The sequence below is a fragment of the Mesorhizobium sp. M7A.F.Ca.AU.001.01.1.1 genome (genome assembly GCF_004022735.1).
GTDB classification, from domain to species: Bacteria; Pseudomonadota; Alphaproteobacteria; order Rhizobiales; family Rhizobiaceae; genus Mesorhizobium; species Mesorhizobium ciceri.
Genome location: NZ_RZPF01000037.1, coordinates 1 through 16,184, shown reverse-complemented (window position 1 = coordinate 16,184; position 16,184 = coordinate 1). Strand labels below are relative to the sequence as shown.

Sequence of the window (16,184 nt, the reverse complement as noted above, 5' to 3'; positions counted from 1 at the left end):
GGCATTCGGCGGCGTATCAGGGCCAGCTTCAATGAGCAGCACGCGAGCGCCATAGGCGGAGAGCCTGCTCGCCATCACGCATCCAGAGGAGCCACCACCCACGACGATATAATCGAAAACCACGCAACTCCCCATCAAGGTACCAAGTGTGATGGGCTTCTTCAGCAAAGCGCTCCTCCTACCGCCTGAGATATGGTCACTTACGGCGCGGCAGCTCCACATCATGCCGTCTGTAACGGAGCGATTTGATCGCCAAATCGGTCGAGGGCATGCCCGAAGCGAGACCGAGCGACCCATCTGAACTATCTCTGAACCGACAAGCTCTCAATTCCAGGGCACATGCATCTCCGGACACGCCGGTGCGTCGGTGTGAATGATTGCAAGTTCGTAGGGCGAGAGCAGCGCTCGCCTACGGTTTCTTGCATCACCGTCTTCCGAGAAACAATGATACTAACAAGAGATAACGACGACTTTTTCGATTTTTACAGCAGTCAAGACTGTCACTTCAAAATATCGCATAACTACGTTATTGTAGACCCGGTCTCTTACATAGCGAAGGCCTACTTTCGGTGCTTTCCGAAGCGAACGCGTGTTCGTTGGGCGAATGAATGAAGTGACCTTCTCGAGCGTTAGGTTCTCGAAAGCAAACTGGATCGCTGCCCTGCCGGCCTCTGCGGCGATCCCCTTACCGGAAGACGCAAGGTGGAGGCACGATACGGTTTCCACATTAGTGGGATCTTCGGGCAGATACGGGCCACTGTACATCAATCCACAGTAGCCTGCGAATTTTCCGACTTGGCCTTCGCCTTTTACGAACACCATCCATAAGCCGAAACCATTGCTCTGCCAATGATGGATGAACTGTTGTAGTTTAGCTTTCGATTGCTCTCGGGTCGGATAGACTCCATCCCACATGGCATTTACCACAAATGGATCGCTATGAAGCTCATGTAGAAGAAGCTCGTCGCTATGCGACGGTGGCCTTAGGATTAGGCGCGGCGTTTCTAGAATGTACATGAGAAGCTCCCTTCTAGCCATAAGTTAGAGCCGCACTTACCTCCAACGCGGCCATGATCTCCTAGCATGAGCGTCAAGGCCGCAGTGCTTGATTGAAGGCGTTCGACGAGGTTTATGCTTAAGGTAGCGAGGTCTACACAAATCAAGCTTTGGGCGCCTAACCGTGTCAGTGTTGACGGCACCTGGAAAGCCGGCCCGAAGGCGATAAAAAAATTAGGCGCCTCCTTTCAGAATGGAAGCAGGCGACGCGCTGGTGAGCGGGCGCCTGATACGCGCAACATGCTGCGGCGGCGTTTACGCAAGGGGTTGCTTACCCCAAGGGGGGGGTATGGTATTGGCCCAAAACCGGCTAACTACATTGTTCATTTAAAATACGCGCCTCCTTCAAGCTTAACCTGCACTGGTCACTTTGCGAATGCCCGCCAGTGGGTTCTTCAGCGTGCCGACGGTGTGCAGGTATTCTCCCGGATCACCGAAGTCCACCATTTGCTGGTTTTTTTGTATCTGCAGTCGATTCATACATCGTCGCAGAAATTCTGGAGCGAATAGGTCATGCTGCCTGTATTTTTCGTCATATTCCGGATGTTTCGTCTGGTAGCCAAGGATGGACTCGCTTACGAGCTGCCAGAAGTGTGTCGACGGAAAATCAAGATGTTCTTCGAGTGTTACAGCCAAGTAACGAAAGAAGCAGTCGAAAACGTCGGTGAAAATGAAGTCGTGCTTCATGTCGCGATTTACTTGAATGCAGATCCTCTTAATCTCCTCCGGCACGTTGAGATCTCCGCCTAGAATACGAAGCTCCTCGCCAATGTCTTTCATGATAACTCGCGTCGGAGCGTGATCTTTCATAACTAGAATTATATTTTCTCCATGTGCCATAAACGCTAGATCGTAAGCATAAAAGCAGTGGAGAAGCGGCGCCAGATAAGATTCAAAATAGCGGCGTAGCCAAGCGGCGGCGTCTAACCCCGAGGCATTGATGAGGGCTGTCACGAGTGCTTCACCATTGTAATCGACATGAAGCAGCGACGCCATTGTCATCAGACGTTCCCCTTCTTTCAACTGCCGAAGGGGGCTTTCCCTCCACAGCGCAGAAAGCATCTGCTTGTAAGGGGAGTCCTTCTTGAGGGCGGTGTTGAAACAACGATTGCGATAGCCAATCGTCGCGACCTCGCGAAGGATGCTGAAGCCGTTGGCGGCTAAATAGGAGTCACTGTCGAGCAAATTCTTCAACCATTCGTTGATGGCGGGCGTCGCCAGCATGTGTGTCGGTGACAAGCCGCGCATAAACCCCATGTTAAGTATCGACAGCGCCGTTTTCACGTACCGTTTATGCGGATCGCTTATATTGAAAAGTGTGCGGATCGATTGCTGGGCATGATATATGTCCTTCCCCTGGCCTAGGCAGACAATGTGCCGGTTGGCGATATCCGCCGCGAAGATAGTTGAGAGCCGATTGAACCATTGCCAAGGATGCGCTGGCATATAGATGTAATCGGTCGAGTTTAGTCCCTTTTGACGCAACGCTGCGTCGAACTGTTCCAGCGCCTGTCGACCGAGTTCCTCGTGCATGAGAAGGTCGTAGTCGAGCGTTGAAATGGACTTAAACGTTGCCATTTCTTTATGGACGGCCAGCCATATGAGTCTTATCGAACTGCCCACCTCCGGCGCATAGCGACTATAGTCGAGCGCGTCAAAGCCAATGCGACCGTTATTCGCGATAAAGGTCGGGTGGCCCTCCGTCATGCCAGCCTCAACGATCTGGTAATCGGCAAAAGCCAGTTCTGCGGCGGATATCTCTGTTTTGGCCTGCTTGTACGCGCTGCCATACAGCGTGCTGCTGATCTCCTGCAGGTAAACCGGCATCATCTCTTCCTTTATGCCAAGATGGCGGCTGAACTCAATAACAAAATCAAGCGCATCCAGGGGGGCCGGCCTGCCCTCAATCCTTTTCTCCAGAGAGCCGGCGTCCACTTGCCAGTGATCTAGCAGGAGGCGCCGAGCCTGGAACCAATACTCCAACCCAGGGGTCTCGCTTTCCAGCACATACTTCCCCCAGTCGCCTTCCATTCGCTGGAGTCGAGGAGCAATTAGCAACTCGTGTGCAAATTCGCTGATTGCTTTACGGATAAGGAGCCGGTTGGCCTTTGCCCATAAATGCGGTTTCAAATGCTGCGTTACGCGTTCGGCTAGGCTTATCTCATCGTCTCGGGCTGTCATATCACTCACGATCTCAACTCCTTCAGAACGTAACGGTGTAAGGTTCGCGAACGCGCCTTACACTCGTCTCGCCAAACTTCGACGTCGCACAAAATCCGTTCTATTTTTCATCAGAAAGGATAAGAAATACCGGACCTCTTATACAAGTTAATTTCTAATGTGTTGTGTACCGTTCGTCTTCGCTCGTGATAAACCAGCAATATTACCATCTTACTTATATAATATATTAGAATACCGGTTTCACCGGCCCTGGACGTCGTCCTTCATCTTGCAACGAGCAAGAAGTGTGTATTGATTTGCACATGCCGTACTGTCGTTCGATCACGTCAAGCGGTCGGTGTCCATTGTTTGAGCTCTCCGAGTGTCCATTTTTGCTGTCCGTCTCCATACAATCGCATACGTCTAAAGCGGAATTTCCTTTGCTTGATAAGCCCAGACTGGGTAGGGGGGACTGAGTGAATGCCTACTCCGCTGAAATGCTGTCCTGCACCGCGCCAATGCTGTCGCGTACGATCGACAGACCACGGCGCAGTTCAGCCTCGGTTATGGTAAGGGCTGTCATGAACTTGAGCACCTCACCATACGAGCCAGCGATCTCGATCACCAAGCCGCGACGAAAAGCTTCCCGGGAAATGAGCCCCGGCAATGAGTGGTGCTTTGGTGATACGAGTCCATACATCAAGCCGCGGCCTCGGACATTCAGAGCAAGGCTGGGGAAGTCGTCTGCGATCGACTTGAGTTCTTGAGCCAAGATGGCTGATTTGCGAGCAATCTCATCTTCAAACTTGGAGTCGGACCAGTAAGTCTCAAGGGCCGCACGAGCAGTGACGAAAGCATAGTTGTTGCCCCTGAACGTGCCGGTGTGCGCACCCGGCGTCCAGACATCAAGTTCAGGCTTCATGAGGACAAGGGCCATAGGCGTTCCAATTGCAGACAACGACTTTGACAGGGTAACGATGTCCGGCACGATCTCAGCCGCCTCGAAACTGAAGAATTTCCCTGTGCGACCGACACCAGCCTGAATATCATCGAGGATCATCAGGATCTCGTGCCGAGAGGTCAGATCACGCAGCCGTTGCAGCCATTCAACGGTAGCAGCATTGACACCGCCTTCGCCCTGCACTGCTTCTAGGATCACCGCAGCGGGTTTGCCGAGACCACTGCTAGGATCATCGAGAAGCTTCTCGAAATACTCGATCGTGTCTGAAGCGCCGAGATAGCCCTCGTACGGCAACGATGTCACGTGCGCGAGGGGAAAGCCGACAGCATCTCGGAACTTCGTGTTTCCGGTTGCCGCCAACGCCCCAGCGCTGACTCCGTGAAACGAGTTCGTAAACGAAACGATGTTTGACCTGCCGGTCACTTGGCGAGCTAGCTTCAGAGCCGCCTCGACCGCGTTCGTACCTGTGGGGCCAGTAAATTGCAATTTATAAGACAGACCGCGGGGCTTCAAAATAAACTGCTCAAAAGCTTCGATGAAGGCCTTCTTGGCGGTCGTAGCAAGGTCGAGCCCGTGCACAATTCCGTCGCGCGCAATGTAGTCCAACAACGCCCGCGTGAAGGCTGGGTTGTTGTGCCCGTAATTCAAGGCTCCCGCGCCTCCCAAGAAGTCGATGTATTCCCGACCGTCTGTAGCTATGAGGGCAGTGCCGACGCCTCGATCGAACAGAACTGGGAACGCACGGACGTAGCTCCGCACCTCAGACTCAAGACGATCAAAGATCGCGAGGCTTACATCGTTTGTAGGAGTAAACTGCTTCTTCATAGGGCGAGTCCTGAATTGTAGCCTGCAAAGGCATCAGCCCAAACTGTCTGGCGAAGGCCATTTCAATCGGTTCGAGGTTCGGCTTGTATGACGGCAGCATGAGCAGTCACACGCCTGGCCACGCCAACTCACGGCCCAAGCCAGTCGATCGCTGCGAGGTCCAACGTCACGTCCACCAGAGAACAAGATCAGGCCGCGCAAATCCGAAAAAGCAATTCAGCACTAGGCGACGCTTTCCGTCGCCTAATTGACCGGTAACCCCGTGAACGAAGCCGCCATCGATTAGGGCGATATCCCCGGTTTTGAGCTCGAACTCGCGGCAAGGGACGGCTTCCAGATAGGCTGCCGAATAGGGATATCCAGTGGTCTCCACACCTTGCGATATCCGGTCCGCAACCGTCGGCTTGTGGCTCCAGAGCTTCAGATTGCCGCCTTCCTCAGGCATGCTGGGATAGAGGTTGAGCGCTGCGACCGTATTGTGCGCCACCGCAGAAAGCTCGTAATCATCGCCAGCACGTAAGACTTGAGCGACGTCGTCGTGGGGATCCAAGGAAAATGTGCCTGTGCCCGACCAACTGAGGCCGCGACAAACATTGGCCTGGCCGTGTTCGGAACGGGCTAGCCGCAATTCGATTCCCTGGTTGTGAAGCTCTCGCTTCAACGCCCTGAATACTGCTCGAACCGGGTCAACCAAATTCTTAAAAAGGGCATCGACGTACGGCCGCGCGTTTTCGGCGTCTGCGAAATAGGTGGCTGCATCCTTCCTGTAGTGAGATGCGCCGACATATTGTCCGGGCACACCATCTTTACGCTCTCTGAGACCAGAGCTTCCAATAAAGTTCGTAGTGATCTCCTCGGCTACTTCGGTGCTGAAAGCTTGCTTGATGTGCAGAGCGGTGAGCTCACCTTTCAGGACCGAGATGATCTCCGCCGTGTTGATCGACCCGGTCCGTTCTTTGATCGAAACCGGCGAGATGGCTGGCACTTGAGATATCTGACTAGGCATTGTCTTGCTCCTGTAGTGCGTGTTCAAGGATGGTGATGCCACGATCGAGTTCGGCATCGGTGATGGTTATCGGTGGGAGGACTTTGATAACGTCGCGATTTGGCCCCGAGGATTCGATAAGAAGGCCATTTTCGAATGCGACATCGTGCACGCGGCCGACAACTGCCGGTGAACGGCATTTCAGGCCGGCCATCAGACCGCGGCCGCGCTTCTGTTCGATGTATCTTGGAAATTTCGCAACCAGGCGATCGAGGTGCGTTTGCAGCCTGACGGCTGTCCGCTCGACACCTGCAGTAAATTTCCTATCCGACCACATCTTGCACATGGCTCCTGCCGTCACGAAGGCGAAATTGTTGCCTCTGAAGGTCCCGCTATGTTCTCCGGGCTTCCATATGTCCAAGTCGGGTCGAATCAGAACGATGGACAACGGACTACCTGAACCGCTTAGGGACTTGGAAAGACACACAATATCCGGTTCGATTTTCGCGGACTCGAATGAGAAGAAATCGCCAGTTCGGCCCGCACCCGCCTGAATATCGTCGACGATAAAAACAATGCCGTGCGTACGGCAAATGCGCTGAATTTCCGTGAGCCAAGCTGCGGATGCGGCGTTCATGCCGCCTTCGGCCTGGATGGTCTCCAGAATGATTGCGGCAGGCTTTTCTATGCCGCTCCCCGGGTCGCTCAAAACGCTGTCGATGTAACTGGCGGAATCGAAAGCTTGGCTCGGATAGCCGTCATAGGGAACACGGATCACATCGTGGCGAGCGACGCCTCCCAGTTCCCTGGTTGAGGCCGAGCCCGACACCGCTAGAGAGCCGAGCGACATGCCGTGGAACGCATTCGTAAAGGCCATGACGCTCGAGCGGCCGGTGTATTTTCGCGCCAGCGCCAGCGCCGCTTCGTTGGCGTTCGTGCCGGTCGGCCCGGGAAACTGAATCTTGTACGAAAGGCCTCTGGGTTTCAGGATCCAATCGACGAACCCTTCAATGAAGTCACGCTTTGCCGCCGTATGCATATCAAGCGACAGAAGAATGTTCTCACCGACGAGATATTCAATCGCTGGCGCCATAATATCCGGATTGTTGTGCCCGTAGTTGAGTGCGCCGGAACCCACCAGGAAATCGATAAAGGGCTTACCCGTCTCGTCCCAGATCGTCGCCCCAAGGGCCTTCGTAAAGACGGTGGGGAACGCCCGGCAATAACGACGAACGTTAGATTCATGAGCCGTGAAAGCGTCGGTGTCCATATCAAGTCCTCTGCACATAGTCTTTCAAAGAAGAGAGCTGTTTAATGGCTAGTGGTTTGCGGCAGATGTTCGTCGCTTAACGTTGAAGCAGAATGCCGGAGGCAGCTTTGTTTGGTCTGGGTTTGGTCTGGTGATGCCGGCATCCTCATCAAATATTGTTGGGTTGCGTTGCCCTCCATTCGGATGCTTTCGAATGTGCTGCAACAGGATGGCTTCTAAAGCTTCCGCGAAAGCATCGCTACTATGGCATCAGGTAGTTGACGTACCCACCCTTCGCTGCCCATAGCGCTCCGGACAAATGAATGAGTCCAAGGAGATCAGCAGGGTCGCGTCGCCAGAGGTTGTGTCGCTCGGCGGTAGCGAAGCCGCTCGCGAGCGCGCTCCTCAATAGCGCCGTAGCGAGCGAGCGGCTTCGCGGCGGTCATCAATATTCGCCGTTCAACCTCGGGCTGCGGACACCAACCTGATTCAAGAAACTATTTGATGACCGATGACACAGCGAAAGCCACGCTCTCTTTGAGAAGAATGCGGATTCCGATCTCTTGCGCGATGACTGGCCCGAGCCGCCGGATCAAGAGGGCGGGGCCGCCGTGGACCCCCTTGACGGAAAGCCCGTTCGTAGGCCAGGCGGAAGCAACCGGGAGACGCGCTGGCGAAGGGCCGCATCGGTTTCGAGAACGTCCACTACCGCGACGGCAACCATCCCCGGCCGCAGCTGGGCTGCTGCCTTCAGGCGAGTCGAAAAGGAGATCGTCCGGGAGGGTGAAGGCGTTGACGAGGTGAGCCGTGAGTAAGCAATCAAGCTCTGATCGGGATCGACTAACACTGTTTCCATCCGACCGATGGTTGACCTGTGATCGGCGTTACCTCAAGCTAGGCAGGCCGACAAGCTCGGTTGGAAGGCGAAGACCTTTCGATGAGCTCGTCTCCGAAATGCTCGAGGCCCACTGCCGCGCCTACAGGAACATACTGGCGTAACGTGAAAACACGATGGCGTCGCGGGCAGGTGCATCTGTCGTGGGGCCATCCGCACTGCCAGGCACGCCCTCTCGGCCGGCATGCACTCAGGTCCGGTCGTTTGGGTCGGCGAATTCACACATCCTGCAAAGCAGAAAACCATCTGCTCCATTCATGCGGTCGACGATTTCGCGAAAAACTGGCTTTTCAAACAGAGCGGAGTAACCCTCATATAGAAGGTTGCCCAATACGTGACGCCGTTCAAAATCCATAGAGCACAGGGTAACGTCGCCGTTTGGAAGAAGAACATTCCGATACTGTCGTGCGTCCACGCAGGTTAGGGCTCCGACCACTGGCTGACGTGGTGCAACGATCTTAGGGTCGACGCTTCCACCCCTACTGCTCACCGGCCGCGCTTTTATCAGGGCTTCGGTAGGAATAATGTCGGCTATATCTGGGTGGGGCTCGCCCAAGGCCACGAATCGGATCAAGGGGATGTCCGCGTCGACGAGTTGACGAACCAGATCGCGATACTTGTCTCCGACCAGGCGGCTGTTCATGTAGGTGCCGTCATCGAAAACATGGACCACGAATACGCCCAAGCGCAAGGCTTGCAATCGCTGCAGGTCCTGCCCGTTCATTCCCACCAGCGTCGTAAAAATCCTGATGCCATGGCCTTTGGCGAAGGCGTGCTCCACCATTTCGGTACAGTCCGGATTGAGCCAAGGTTCGGAGTATCCCGCAAAACCAATGTCGACGGAAGTCGGTACGCGGGCCAGACACCGCTTGAAATCTTCAAGATCCAGATGACTCGCATGAGACACTTTTCTTTGCCGGACCGCGAACTTGTCCTGGGGACAATATGAACATCCTACGACGCATCCCGTGGTCGTCGTTATCTCCAAAACCCTGCCGGCTGTGTTTGCTGAGCGAAGTTCCGGTAAAATCACTGGTGATTACTCCCATCTACTTCCTGCGAAGCGCCACGATGGTGTGCGTGTGCCTTTGGCTTTCTGATACCGCCTGCTGATCTACCGAGGCAACGCAGACATCTACCCTTTTTGGCAGCCTAAGCCGCCCGGTTCACCGATTTGCCGGGCCGACCCTTCACAAACTTCCAGCGCGTCGGACCAGAGACAGCATTGCATCTTTCGAGGCATCACTCGCTCCGGAGATGTAGCCTCAACCGTTGGTCGCTGGCCCGTCGCCGAGATGCGCGCGCAGCACCCTCGAACCCGCCGGAGAGAAGCTTTCTGGATGCCGTCGATCATCCTTCATCGAGCGAGTTCCGTGTTCTCATGCGGGTCAGCCCTCACACTATATTGCCGCACATCGACCAGCAAAGGCCGAGCTAGTGCGCCTGGCGCGCAGTTACTGCGAGATAGGCTTCGAAAAGCCCGACAGGGCTAAGACGCTCCGCTGTATTGAACCCGAAATGTTTTCTGACAGCTGTCAGATTTTGGACACACATCACTCATCGTCAGTCGCTTAATACGGATGGTAATTTCTTCCAGGAATCGGTGACATTGAACACCACCCTGTCATGACCGCCCAATCTCAGCGAAGCGAACTCAGCATCGCCACCAGGACCAAGCCTGAAGATAAATCCGCCGTAGCAGCGTCAACGACATTTTGCTTTCGAAGCCGGATGGATTGCACGAGGTGATTCGCGCCGTGATGCAGGAGGTGCTCGAGGCCGAGATGGACGAGGCGCTGGGTGCTTCGAAGAGCGAGCGCACGCCGGAGCGTCTCGGCTATCACGCGCGCTACTACGGGCGGAGAACTAGCTGCGCACCTACGGCGGTTGGATAATCCCAAGGTTCAAAGCTTTTACAACAGCTACCGTTCTGCTGGTCGCATCCAACTTCCGCATTACATTTTTTAAATGGAAATCTATCGTATTTCGTGATCTGCCTAAAATAGTTCCTATTTCCCAAGATGATTTTCCTTGTGACACCAAATCAATGCACTCTATTTCTCTCGGAGACAGGTTATGAGCTCGTTCCGACGCAGTCGTAGTGTCGAACTTCGTAACCATCCGATGAAACCGCAGCGCGGCCATTTGCAGGTAGGTGATCGCTCTATTCTGCAATTCGCAGTCCGAGGATTGAGCAAAACTCACAAACCTAAAGCTGCCACCAGGGCCATGTAATGGGACGGTAACGCCTGACCTCAAGCCGAATGTTGCTGCTTCGTCCAAGACGCGGCGTCCATCTTCAGTTATGTTTTCATCAGTATACACCTCGCTCCATCGAAAGGGTCCCGCCTCCTTTCGACCTTTCTTGATGAGGGGGTCTATTTTGGCATAGCCCATTCTCGAGTAGCGCTCCTGCCATTCAGCAGGATAATTCCACATCACCACAGAACCCTCCCGGTTCGGCTTGAAAGCCCTCTCTGATGCGAGCGGCCCATAGGCAATCCACGGGCAATCGAAATTCAGCGCAAACGCAGACAACAGTTCGAACAACTGTTCGGATTGAGCGACATCATCAGTCATCTTGAGGAATAGGTCTAACTCCACCGCAATCCGCCGGAGTTCCATGATGTCTCCTTCATTGCGTTCTCATTGGTGCACAGTTTGCTCCAACCCAGCCTCGCAACATCCGAAGTCAACGGGACTCGAGCCGGAGTTCCTTCCGCCACCTGGAGTACCCTCAAGAGTCGTGCCAGCTTGCGAGCGAAGCTTCTCCTTCAGGTCGTCAATCGACGGGGGAGGTACCCAGGAGGCGAACCGACAGCACTGTGTCGGGGAGCGCACAATCCGACAGTCGAGCATTCGATTGACGGAATATGGGCAGGAAAGTATTCGCGGCGCGCTTTTGAAATCAGCACCTAAGTGCCGGGCCTGAGAAAGCTGCATTGCAACTGTACTTATTTGATCGAGGCAAGAACAAGCTCAAAATTCAATCGATACATCGACCTTCTTTTCCAATCTCCCGAGTTGAGCAGCCGTAGCAATCGTATCGACTGGATGGCGGCTGACTTTCTCCAGGCTCGGTAACCTGCTGAATTTGTCCTTCGGATGTTCCCGCTCAGTTGGCACGACTTTTGAACTCACCGTCGTGAGGCGGCAAGAGCTGCCCGCCAAAATTGATGCTGTTATGGGGGAGGTCGAAATTCCAGTTTTGTCTTTTATCGTCTTTGGGACCGAGCGTGTTGATGCGCCCGCTTGGAAACTATGAGACGTTTCCCCGTCCATGGGCGCGGCGCCACTTGTCGCGACGTTTTCGCCTTCACTGTTCGCCTCTGGAACAGGCAGCCGGCCCGGCTCGCGATCATCATGACCGCGATGCTCGCCTCCACGCTGGCTGACGTGTTGATGCCGCTCTATTCTGGCCGACTCATCGACGCTGTTTCTCGTGCTGCTAATGCGGCAGCACCAGCTTCGGATTCAGCTGTTGCAGCATTCTCTGTACCGATTGCATTGGCACTCGGTGGCATTGCCATGCGCCACGTCGCCTTCATTGGCCTGAGCGACCTGGTGTTGAAAATGATTTCCGACGTCGCGACCGAAGCGTTCCATCATGTGCAGCGCTTTTCGACAGACTGGCATGCAAACAGCTTCGCCGGCTCGACAGTGCGCAAGATAACGCGCGGCATGTGGGCGCTCGACCTCCTCAACAGCACGATACTCGTCACGCTGCTCCCGTCGTTTGTCATCTTGATCGGCTCGACGGTGCTGCTCGGCTGGCACTGGCCGGTCATGGGCGTGATCTTTGCTTGCGGCTCTCTCGTCTACCTTGCGTTTTCGATTTCGCTGTCGCTCGGCTATGTCGCGCCAGCGGCGAGCCTTGCCAACCGATGGGACACAAGGCTCAGCGGCGCGCTTGCGGACGCGGTCAGTTGCAACGCTGTGGTCAAGGGCTTCGGCGCAGAGGTTCGCGAAGACGAGCGGCTTGCAAATATCATGACGAAATGGCGGCACCGCGCGCGCCGGAGCTGGGTGCGCGGAACGATCATCGGCTCAACCCAAGGCGTAACTTTGGTTGCGCTCAGGGTGGCGGTGGTCGGATATGCCCTGCTTCTGTGGTCGCATGGACAGGCAACGCCGGGCGAGATAGCATATGTTCTCACGTCCTTCATCGTCCTGCAGGGCTATCTGCGTGATGCCGGCATGCATGTCCGCAACGTGCAGCACTCGGTTAATGATATGGAAGAACTGGTGGCCATCCACAATCAGCAGGTGGATGTTGCCGATCGTCCAGAGGCCAAGCCGATCCGGATCACGAACGGCCGTATCGATTTCGAGAACGTCCACTTCCGCTACGCCAACCATCCCCTGCCGCTCTATAGCGAATGTTCGCTGTCGATTGAAGCTGGCGAAAGGGTTGGGTTGGTTGGACCCTCCGGTTCCGGCAAGACAACATTCGTGAAGCTGATCCAGAGACTCTACGACCTGAGCGGCGGCCGGATCCTGATAGACGGTCAGGACGTCTCGGAGGTGACCCAAGAGTCCCTTCGTTCGCAGATCGCGATCGTGCAGCAGGAGCCGATCCTGTTTCACAGGTCGCTTGCCGAGAACATCGCCTATGGCCGGCCTGGCGCGAGCCAGGCCGAGATCGAGCAAGCGGCACGACTGGCAAGTGCCCACGAATTCATCGCGCCCCTGCCGAAGGGCTATGGGACATTGGTCGGCGAAAGGGGTTTGAAGCTCTCCGGCGGCGAGCGCCAGCGCGTGGCGATCGCGCGCGCCTTCCTCGCGAACGCGCCGATCCTTATTCTGGACGAGGCCACATCGAGCCTCGATTCGGAATCCGAGGTGCTCATTCAACAAGCGGTGGATCGGTTGATGGTGGGCCGAACCACACTCGTCATCGCACACCGGCTGTCGACGGTCCGCTCGCTCGATCGGCTGCTCGTCTTCGACCGTGGCCGCATCATGGAGGACGGCGATCATGCCGCCCTGATCAATCTCGATGGTGGCATTTACCGCCGCCTCTTCGAACGGCAGGCGTTGGAACTCGCGAAGGGCCTGGCCTGATCGCTAAACCGGCTTGCGCGATGCGCCGAGCCGTTGCCGGAGAGGGGTGTGGCAGTGACGAGCGGCGGGCGTTAGGCGGCAAAACCAGCACGGCCGGAACTGTCCGCCAAACGGGCGAGCGGGAATGCACCACGTCTAAGCTTCGGCGAATGCGCGCAGTTACACGCGGGCACCGAATTGTCGCGCCTAACGGCGCACGCACCAAAAGGGCGGGAATGTCGACGGCCCGGGAAGAGTGCGGCCCTCGCCGTTACCCACATTTCGCCAAAGGAAGCGAAGTCAACGCACATTGAGAGGGCGGTGCTTCCCGGCCGGCCGGGATCCCTGTCGCTGGCCCAACCTACCGCACGCTGGCCACGTCAACGGTTCAAAGTCCCTTCGGTTCGCAAAGTCGTCCCCTTGGAGACCCGGAAGCGCAGGAGCTCCGACCGCAGTCTTCGCTCAACTCTGGCCATCTGCTCCGGGATTGGATTCCGTTCCCTTGCTAGCACAGTGGCAGCTGAGCACGAACTCGCCGGCCCCGTGTCTTTCGATTACGGCCAACGGGCTTAGGAAGAGATTGGATTCGCCGGCCCTCTGCGGAGCGAATGAACAGTTCTACAGATCATCGACGTCCGCGAAAAAGAGCACGCAGCCGAAATAGCAGGCCTGAAGCAGCAGCGAACAGGCCAGCGTCGTGACGACTGCCACACGGATCGAATCCAAAGCGAAGTAAACCATCGACGCATTGCTGCACAGGACCAGCCCCACGAGCCGACAAAAAGATGAAGTGCAACGCCGTTCTCCTGGTTTTCGCCAGATCATGTTGCGAGCTCGTCGGCCGCAACATGCGTCTGGCAGTTCTTGGGGCAGACGCGGCCGCAGGCTCCGCAGCCTATGCAGCGGCCGGCATCATCGACAACCATGATCATGCGATTGAGCTTGCCGTCGAAATCGTCGTCCTCGTCATCGCAGGGGCGAGGATTTCACCCGCATCATCAACGCCGTGAAGATGCATGACATCGCGCGAGCAGACCTTGAAACAACGGCAGCAGCCGATGCAGGTTTGCTATCGATGGAGGTCAGGTACGACGGCATCCAAATGGAGCCGTCACGGGTGGTGAATGTGCGCATCATCCTAAATTCTTCATTGAAGCGAGTTCTCTCTTGGCAACATCCAACTCGGCATAAACGGCTTGGGTTTTCTCGGCGACTTCCTGTATGTCGGCCCACTTGCCCGGCAGACCCTCGACGAGGTCCTGCAATGCCATCTTGGCAATAGCTGCACGCAACTGGAGCTTTCAGACTTTTTTCCTCATCCTATCTAGGTCTGACATAGATCCTTCCTGGAACAATGGTTTCGTTGATGCGCTCCATCTCGGGCTAGGCTTCAATGGCTGCAGTCGCATCGTCGACCAGTTTCGTACCGGCCTCAGCAAGTTTGCGGAAAGTCTCGAAGCCGAACCGGTGGACGTCTCGACAGAACGCCCAACCGCTGGAAGCCCGCAGGGGCTTCATTCCAATTATCGGCGACGTCGACACGCCGGAGCGCTCCTCGATCGCAAGCGCTACGGCGGTGTAAACATGTCGAGCCTCCACAGCGCGTCAGGATCGGGATCGCCGCCAAAGGGTACCGCACGTTGCTGTTGCTTGGTGATGATGAACTCGGCCAGCAGCTCGGCATCCGAATGGCCTTCCCATAAGCCGAAGGAATCCTGAGTACGAATGAGCCGCAGGAGGCATTTGACGAACGGGGAAGCAAGGGCCTCGTCGTCCCCGTGGACAGCAGGGCCAACCGGTTCATGAGGAATTTCGCTTTTCCCCAATTTCAGTACTCCTCTTGAAGGACGATCTCTTTTTCTGCGATGTGTGGTTCGGGCGCTTGCGTGGGCGGGGAATGGCTTGGGCGAGCCGATCCCACGCAACAGTGTCCCGTGGCCGACCTCGAGCACGTCCACCAATGCGAGACCTTTCACCGCGGCGCGAACGCCTGCGCCGCGGTTCGACCCGAGGTAAACGCAATGGAAATTCCACCTGCCGCAAGCCGCGCACTTTTGCGGCATCGACGTTATTGCTGCGAAGTGCGCCTGGGCGGGCGGATTTGCCGGTGTTCAATTCCAATTGTCATGCCCTTCGCGATCCTTGCTCAGGAAGTGACAGCGTTTTGAGTTTCGGAAGTCTTGTTTTGCGGAGCCACACAGAGACCCGCGTGACAGGCAGGCTCACCCGTGTAGTTGGCCAGGGCTTGGAGCAACGAGGTGAGGTAGCGCTGTTTGGTTTGGTCCGGCACTGGCTCCGAATGGTCCAGCGATTTCAGTGCCACCTCGATCAACTCGATTGCGCGATCTTTGTTGCCGCTCTCGTAATAATACTGAGCGACCGGAAAGTAACACCCGAATTTAAAGTCTCCATCGCCTTGCGGAGGATTAAGTTCCAGGATCTGTTCGGAGAGCTCCTTGCCCATCGCAAAGCGATCATCATGCGGAAGATGGGAGTTGTCCATCGTGGGATGGAAGAGTTGGTTCAGCGCCATCACCACCCAAGACATCGCGTCGGACGTTTTGTCGATCGCGTCCTCGACCAATTCTCGCATGACCGGCATGCCGGTCTTGATGTCGCGCAGCTTGTGAAGCAGAAGATCCGCATGAATCTGCCGGAACTCACAAGAGTCTGGCATCAAGGCGAGGCCTTCTTCGATGGCCAATAGCGCCGCTGCCCAATCCTCGTCCTGCATCGCCGGCCCAAGTTTGGCGTATATCGGCTGACTCAGCGACGATTCGCGCACACGCGAGATTCGCTTTGCATCGACGGCTTTCGCTTCATAGCTGCTGCGCCAGCTGCCGTTAAGGACTTTCGGCAAAACGTCATCGAGAGGTGCCGGGTGGCCGATATAAGCGATGTGGCCGTCGCGGTCGACCACGAACGAGGTGGGAATCCCGAACGAAGAGCTGGGTTCCAGCCAGAGCTTTTTCATTTCGCCAGTGCAATCGAACGCTGTCCGATAATTCAG

At 55.9% G+C, this 16,184-nt stretch carries 13 protein-coding genes and 3 pseudogenes; 2 read left to right on the top strand and 14 right to left on the bottom strand.

Going from position 1 to position 16,184, the window contains the following annotated elements; genetic code table 11:
* From EN884_RS04275 to EN884_RS04245, 7 genes are all read right to left on the bottom strand, one after another.
* The coding region (locus EN884_RS04275) for an NAD(P)-binding protein (protein WP_141245433.1) at window positions 1–135 on the bottom strand (135 nt) is incomplete at its 3' end.
* 315 nt (window positions 136–450) lie between these two features.
* On the bottom strand, window positions 451–1,017 hold the full coding sequence (locus EN884_RS04270) for a GNAT family N-acetyltransferase (protein ID WP_158515808.1): 567 nt from the start codon (window positions 1,015–1,017) through the stop codon (window positions 451–453).
* A 390-nt stretch (window positions 1,018–1,407) separates the two neighbouring features.
* Entirely contained in the window at window positions 1,408–3,237 is a 1,830-nt protein-coding gene (locus tag EN884_RS04265; RefSeq protein WP_063169359.1) for an IucA/IucC family siderophore biosynthesis protein, read from the bottom strand.
* A gap of 463 nt (window positions 3,238–3,700) precedes the next feature.
* Window positions 3,701–5,002 carry a diaminobutyrate--2-oxoglutarate transaminase gene (gene ectB, locus EN884_RS04260; protein ID WP_063169360.1) on the bottom strand — a complete coding sequence of 434 codons (1,302 nt, stop codon included), beginning with the start codon at window positions 5,000–5,002 and terminating at the stop codon, window positions 3,701–3,703.
* A gap of 166 nt (window positions 5,003–5,168) precedes the next feature.
* Window positions 5,169–6,008 (bottom strand): hypothetical protein, encoded by an 840-nt coding sequence (locus EN884_RS04255; protein ID WP_063169361.1) that lies wholly within the window; start codon window positions 6,006–6,008, stop codon window positions 5,169–5,171.
* Window positions 6,001–7,257: a diaminobutyrate--2-oxoglutarate transaminase gene (ectB, locus tag EN884_RS04250; protein WP_063169362.1), complete on the bottom strand. Its 1,257-nt coding sequence runs from the start codon at window positions 7,255–7,257 to the stop codon at window positions 6,001–6,003. Before ectB (EN884_RS04250) ends, EN884_RS04255 begins: the two co-directional genes overlap by 8 nt.
* 1,064 nt (window positions 7,258–8,321) lie before the next feature.
* Window positions 8,322–9,038: an SPASM domain-containing protein gene (locus EN884_RS04245; RefSeq protein WP_224571099.1), complete on the bottom strand. Its 717-nt coding sequence runs from the start codon at window positions 9,036–9,038 to the stop codon at window positions 8,322–8,324.
* A gap of 719 nt (window positions 9,039–9,757) precedes the next feature.
* Between EN884_RS04245 and EN884_RS04240 the strand changes: the two are divergent.
* Window positions 9,758–9,993: pseudogene (locus EN884_RS04240) on the top strand (transposase); the annotation flags it as partial.
* A 16-nt stretch (window positions 9,994–10,009) separates the two neighbouring features.
* On the opposite strand, the gene EN884_RS04235 reads toward EN884_RS04240, so the two are convergent.
* Together EN884_RS04235 and EN884_RS38515 are read right to left on the bottom strand one after the other, a co-directional pair.
* Window positions 10,010–10,756 (bottom strand): LuxR family transcriptional regulator, encoded by a 747-nt coding sequence (locus EN884_RS04235; protein WP_063169365.1) that lies wholly within the window; start codon window positions 10,754–10,756, stop codon window positions 10,010–10,012.
* A 354-nt stretch (window positions 10,757–11,110) separates the two neighbouring features.
* Window positions 11,111–11,413: a hypothetical protein gene (locus EN884_RS38515; RefSeq protein WP_127262113.1), complete on the bottom strand. Its 303-nt coding sequence runs from the start codon at window positions 11,411–11,413 to the stop codon at window positions 11,111–11,113.
* Between EN884_RS38515 and EN884_RS04230 the strand changes: the two genes are divergently transcribed.
* Window positions 11,393–13,195, top strand: coding sequence for an ABC transporter ATP-binding protein (locus tag EN884_RS04230; protein WP_063169366.1), 1,803 nt, complete (start codon window positions 11,393–11,395; stop codon window positions 13,193–13,195). The two genes, EN884_RS38515 and EN884_RS04230, sit on opposite strands and share 21 nt — an antisense overlap.
* A gap of 597 nt (window positions 13,196–13,792) precedes the next feature.
* On the opposite strand, the gene EN884_RS04225 is transcribed toward EN884_RS04230, so the two are convergent.
* From EN884_RS04225 to EN884_RS04205, 5 genes and pseudogenes are all read right to left on the bottom strand, one after another.
* Entirely contained in the window at window positions 13,793–13,999 is a 207-nt protein-coding gene (locus tag EN884_RS04225) for an exopolysaccharide production repressor protein (protein WP_082826584.1), read from the bottom strand.
* Window positions 13,996–14,311: pseudogene (fdxB, locus tag EN884_RS04220) on the bottom strand (ferredoxin III, nif-specific). Before fdxB ends, EN884_RS04225 begins: the two are co-directional and overlap by 4 nt.
* Window positions 14,308–14,466 (bottom strand): CCE_0567 family metalloprotein, encoded by a 159-nt coding sequence (locus EN884_RS04215; RefSeq protein WP_224571204.1) that lies wholly within the window; start codon window positions 14,464–14,466, stop codon window positions 14,308–14,310. Before EN884_RS04215 ends, fdxB begins: the two are co-directional and overlap by 4 nt.
* Before the next feature lie 91 nt (window positions 14,467–14,557).
* Window positions 14,558–14,985, bottom strand: a pseudogene (locus EN884_RS40080) (DUF269 domain-containing protein).
* A 335-nt stretch (window positions 14,986–15,320) separates the two neighbouring features.
* A partial coding sequence (locus EN884_RS04205; RefSeq protein ID WP_206617555.1) for a TlpA family protein disulfide reductase occupies window positions 15,321–16,184 on the bottom strand: 864 nt, incomplete at its 5' end.